General features: G+C 54.7%; 3 protein-coding genes. All 3 read right to left on the reverse strand.

The annotated features are described in order from the left end of the window. Nucleotides 1–496: flagella biosynthesis regulatory protein FliZ (gene fliZ / locus RTK32_RS21205; protein ID WP_312047388.1), on the reverse strand; the 496-nt coding region annotated here is incomplete at its 3' end. 42 nt (nucleotides 497–538) lie between these two features. Then, entirely contained in the window at nucleotides 539–1261 is a 723-nt protein-coding gene (locus RTK32_RS21210; protein WP_125290922.1) for an RNA polymerase sigma factor FliA, read from the reverse strand. 143 nt (nucleotides 1262–1404) lie between these two features. Next, nucleotides 1405–2083: HNH endonuclease signature motif containing protein (locus RTK32_RS21215; RefSeq protein WP_312047390.1), on the reverse strand; the 679-nt coding region annotated here is incomplete at its 5' end.

Below are 2083 nucleotides of genomic sequence, written 5' to 3' on the forward strand. Positions count from 1 at the left end.
GCTGCCAGCCTAAAAACTGGTCATATTTGCGCAGGGCGATGCGGTAATTATTATTCCCCGCATCGGGAAGATCGTTTTGCAGACACTCGTGCCAACTGTTGCCGGCCAATTTTTCAGCCGGAAAATTACGGGCCGACAGCATCCCGTCAAGACGACGCAGGCGAACGACATATTCGCGGATCGTGCTGTGGCTCATCTCGGTCTGCTCAAACAAATACTGTTTGAATGCCATGATGTCAAAATAGGTAGGATTCGTATTGCAATAAATATCACTGCAAAAACGACACAGCGCGGTCAGCTCAAGCTGGAGCTTTGACCAGACCTGGTCGTCAATAGGTTGGTCCATGCGGGCGATCGCCTCTTTATTGATGATCTGCCCGCGGAAAACCAATGCCATCCGATCGAGAACTTTACTACAGTGCGAACAATTACTTTGGCTGTGCTTAAAATCTTTCAGATAGCGGCTCAGCGGCCTCATTTTAATTTTGGATCCCATTTGGAGTCCCCGGTTGGTGTTGAGAGTGCAAAACTGACTCCGTCAGCGCGCTCCCGTTAACCGGGCGCGCAGGCGTTTTATCGCCTGACTGTGCAGCTGGCTGACCCGGGATTCCCCGACCTCCAGCACTGCGCCAATCTCTTTCAGATTCAGCTCTTCCTGGTAATAAAGCGTCAGCACCATTTTTTCGCGTTCGGGCAGTGCCTCAATCGCTTCAATGACGCGTTCGCGCAGATTCCCTTCCATTAACTGGTGCAATGGGTTGGCCTCTTCATGGCCTTCCGTCACCAGCTCCGCGCTGTCGCCATGTTCTTCACGGTATTCGTCGTAAGAGAACAACTGGCTGTTATTGGTATCCAGCAGAATCTGCCGGTACTCTTCTAATGACACGTCCAGCTGCGCGGCGACTTCCTGCTCGCTGGCTGGCCTTCCCAGACTCTGTTCAACGCGATGCATCGCGCTGGCGACTTCACGTGCGTTACGGCGTACGCTGCGAGGCGCCCAGTCGCGACTGCGCAACTCGTCCAGCATCGCACCGCGTATGCGTTGTACGGCATAAGTGGTAAAAGCCGTACCCTGCAGCGCGTCGTAACGTTCGACGGCATTCAGCAGCCCAATGCCACCCGCCTGCAGGAGGTCGTCCAGCTCAACACTAGCTGGCAACCTGACCTGTAAGCGCAGCGCTTCGTGACGCACCAGCGGCACATAGCGCTGCCACAGCGAGTTTTTATCCATCACGCCACCGACGGTATATAGATCGTTCACTATGACTATCCTGCGTTAGTTAAGTTATCGGCATGATTATCTGTTTCTGTAGTACGGATTGATTGGGGGAATAGCGGTAAAAAAGGCGGGTTATTTCATTTTTGTTGAAAAAAGCGGCATTGGGCGCCGCTTTCTATAGAAAATTAACGCAACCGCAGCAGTCTGTGGCGGGTTGCCAGCGGTATTTGCTCCCACAACGCACAGGTTTTACCGGCAAGATCCTGATAAGCTGCGCTTAATTCTTCATCGGCCGGCAGGCTGTGTCGGAAAGAAACCCGGCCCGTTTCGCCATCGATTAACAACAAACGACTGGTAAAGAGCCGCTGAAGGTCGCTACGCAGAAACAGGCCGTTATCCACGTGGTTATCTTTCAGAAAACCGTTCTCGTTTTCTTCCGTCATAATGTGGCAGGCTTCTACCCACGGACAGCTGGCATTTTCGTGGACTTTGGTGCCGGTGATCACGCAGGCGCCGTAGCGTTCACGCACTGCCGTGCTGAAAGACTGCTGGCTGATACGCTGCCAGAGGCGCGCCTTGACCCGCCGTCCTACCTGCGTGCCGGGCATCACTCCCGCCGTTGGCGGCAGCAGCGGCGAACTGAGCACCACCAGGAACTGCAGCTGTCTCGCATATTCAAAACAGGGCCTCGTCTGGCTGTCATACAGCTGCCAGTACTCGTCTTCCTCATCCGTGCGTAGCAGCGTGAGCGTAAAACCGCGCTGTGCCATCAGGCTTTGCGCCATGATAGAGGCCGGATCCAGCATGGCCACTACCCGGCTCTCCCCCATGATTTTCCAGACGTTCCACGGCGCAGGTGCGGGC

The sequence above is a fragment of the Erwinia sp. genome, from assembly GCF_031978025.1.
Taxonomy (GTDB): domain Bacteria; phylum Pseudomonadota; class Gammaproteobacteria; order Enterobacterales; family Enterobacteriaceae; genus Erwinia.